The 3,375-nt window shown below is 55.3% G+C and carries 1 rRNA gene; it reads left to right on the top strand.

The window, feature by feature from the left end:
• The first annotated feature begins 188 nt into the window (after positions 1 to 188).
• A 23S ribosomal RNA gene (locus tag AC1DN2_RS21255) occupies positions 189 to 3,335 on the top strand.
• Positions 3,336 to 3,375 lie beyond the last annotated feature (40 nt).

Below are 3,375 nucleotides of genomic sequence, written 5' to 3'. Positions count from 1 at the left end.
GTGTGTGGGGTGTGTGGTACGGGGTTGTTGTTTGAGAACTACATAGTGGACGCGAGCATCTTTTATAAGAAGCAATTTCCAAGAATATGAACCTGGATCTGATCCGTGATTGTGCTGCCGCCTTTGGGTGGTGGTTGGTTGCGGTCTGGTTCCATGGTTTTCTCGAAAATTACTCCTTGATCTTTTGTGGTCAAGTTTTTAAGAGCACACGGTGGATGCCTTGGCATTAGGAGCCGAAGAAGGACGTAGGAATCTGCGATAAGCCTGGGGGAGTCGATAACCGGACTGTGATCCCAGGGTGTCCGAATGGGGAAACCCCGCCAGGGGCGCGAGCTGCCTGGTGACCCGCATCTGAACACATAGGGTGCGTGGAGGGAACGCGGGGAAGTGAAACATCTCAGTACCCGCAGGAAGAGAAAACAATAGTGATTCCGTCAGTAGTGGCGAGCGAACGCGGATCAGGCTAAACCGTTCCATGTGTGATAGCCGGCGGGCGTTGCATGGTCGGGGTTGTGGGACTTCCCACTCCAGCTCTGCCGGGCTGGGAAGGTGAGAGTGCAGGCATAGGTGAACGGTCTTGAAAGGCCGGCCGTAGAGGGTGTGAGCCCCGTAACCGAAATGTTGTGCACCGCCTGGTGAAGTATCCCAAGTAGCACGGGGCCCGAGAAATCCCGTGCGAATCTGTCAGGACCACCTGATAAGCCTAAATACTCCCTAATGACCGATAGCGGACCAGTACCGTGAGGGAAAGGTGAAAAGTACCCCGGGAGGGGAGTGAAACAGTACCTGAAACCGTGTGCTTACAATCCGTCGGAGCCTCCGCGAGCGATCGTGTTGGGGTGACGGCGTGCCTTTTGAAGAATGAGCCTGCGAGTTAGTGTTACGTCGCGAGGTTAACCCGTGTGGGGAAGCCGTAGCGAAAGCGAGTCTGAATAGGGCGTTGCAGTGGCGTGATCTAGACCCGAAGCGAAGTGATCTACCCATGGCCAGGTTGAAGCGACGGTAAGACGTCGTGGAGGACCGAACCCACTTCAGTTGAAAATGGAGGGGATGAGCTGTGGGTAGGGGTGAAAGGCCAATCAAACTTCGTGATAGCTGGTTCTCCCCGAAATGCATTTAGGTGCAGCGTTGCGTGTTTCTTACCGGAGGTAGAGCTACTGGATGGCTAATGGGCCCTACAAGGTTACTGACGTCAGCCAAACTCCGAATGCCGGTAAGTGAGAGCGCAGCAGTGAGACTGTGGGGGATAAGCTTCATAGTCGAGAGGGAAACAGCCCAGACCACCAACTAAGGCCCCTAAGCGTGTGCTAAGTGGGAAAGGATGTGGAGTTGCGAAGACAACCAGGAGGTTGGCTTAGAAGCAGCCATCCTTAAAAGAGTGCGTAATAGCTCACTGGTCAAGTGATTCCGCGCCGACAATGTAGCGGGGCTCAAGTACACCGCCGAAGTTGTGGATTTCAGACATTAGCCAAGCTGCCCCCTTGTGGGGTTGGTTCAGGCGTCTGGAGTGGTAGGGGAGCGTCGTGTGGGCAGTGAAGTCGCGGTGGAAACCAGCGGTGGAGCCTACACGAGTGAGAATGCAGGCATGAGTAGCGAAAGACGGGTGAGAAACCCGTCCGCCGGATGATCAAGGGTTCCAGGGTCAAGCTAATCTGCCCTGGGTAAGTCGGGACCTAAGGCGAGGCCGACAGGCGTAGTCGATGGACAACGGGTTGATATTCCCGTACCGGCGAAAAACCGCCCATGCTGAACAGGGGATACTAACCGCCCGAAACCTGCCCTAGCACCCTTCGGGGTGTGTGGGTTTTGGTGGAGCGCGGGACCTGATCCTGGGAGGCAAGCGTATTAACAGGTGTGACGCAGGAAGGTAGCCGAGCCGGGCGATGGTTGTCCCGGTCTAAGGATGTAGGGCGAACGGTAGGCAAATCCGCCGTTCATGATGCCTGAGATCTGACGGGACCCCCGTATGGGGGGATTCGGTGATCCTATGCTGCCGAGAAAAGCATCGACGCGAGGTTTTAGCCGCCCGTACCCCAAACCGACACAGGTGATCAGGTAGAGAATACTAAGGCGATCGAGAGAATTATGGTTAAGGAACTCGGCAAAATGCCCCCGTAACTTCGGGAGAAGGGGGGCCCCAACCTTGAACACCACTTGCTGGTGGGAGGGGATCGGGGCCGCAGAGACCAGGGGGAAGCGACTGTTTACTAAAAACACAGGTCCGTGCGAAGTCGCAAGACGATGTATACGGACTGACTCCTGCCCGGTGCTGGAAGGTTAAGAGGACCGGTTAGCCGCAAGGCGAAGCTGAGAATTTAAGCCCCAGTAAACGGCGGTGGTAACTATAACCATCCTAAGGTAGCGAAATTCCTTGTCGGGTAAGTTCCGACCTGCACGAATGGAGTAACGACTTCCCCGCTGTCTCAACCATAAACTCGGCGAAATTGCAGTACGAGTAAAGATGCTCGTTACGCGCAGCAGGACGGAAAGACCCCGAGACCTTTACTATAGTTTGGTATTGGTGTTCGGAGTGGCTTGTGTAGGATAGGTGGGAGACGTTGAAGCCCGGACGCCAGTTCGGGTGGAGTCATCGTTGAAATACCACTCTGGTCACTTTGGACATCTAACTTCGGCCCGTAATCCGGGTCAGGGACAGTGCCTGATGGGTAGTTTAACTGGGGCGGTTGCCTCCTAAAAAGTAACGGAGGCGCCCAAAGGTTCCCTCAGCCTGGTTGGCAATCAGGTGTCGAGTGTAAGTGCACAAGGGAGCTTGACTGTGAGAGAGACATCTCGAGCAGGGACGAAAGTCGGGACTAGTGATCCGGCGGTACATTGTGGAATGGCCGTCGCTCAACGGATAAAAGGTACCTCGGGGATAACAGGCTGATCTTGCCCAAGAGTCCATATCGACGGCATGGTTTGGCACCTCGATGTCGGCTCGTCGCATCCTGGGGCTGGAGTAGGTCCCAAGGGTTGGGCTGTTCGCCCATTAAAGCGGTACGCGAGCTGGGTTTAGAACGTCGTGAGACAGTTCGGTCCCTATCCGCTGCGCGCGCAGGAAATTTGAGAAGGGCTGTCCTTAGTACGAGAGGACCGGGACGGACGAACCTCTGGTGTGTCAGTTGTACTGCCAAGTGCACCGCTGATTAGCTACGTTCGGATGGGATAACCGCTGAAAGCATCTAAGCGGGAAGCTCGCTTCGAGATGAGATTTCCATACACCTTGTGTGTGAGAGGCCCCCAGCCAGACCACTGGGTTGATAGGCCGGATGTGGAAGCGAGGACTAACGACTCGTGAAGCTGACCGGTACTAATAGGCCGATAACTTACACCACACACTCTTCCCGTGAACGGATTCAAAAGACGTTCACACCA

The sequence above is a fragment of the Arthrobacter sp. 01L42 genome (genome assembly GCF_056400005.1).
Note: the sequence above shows the minus strand (reverse complement) of the source record. Positions and strands in the feature narration are given on the sequence as shown.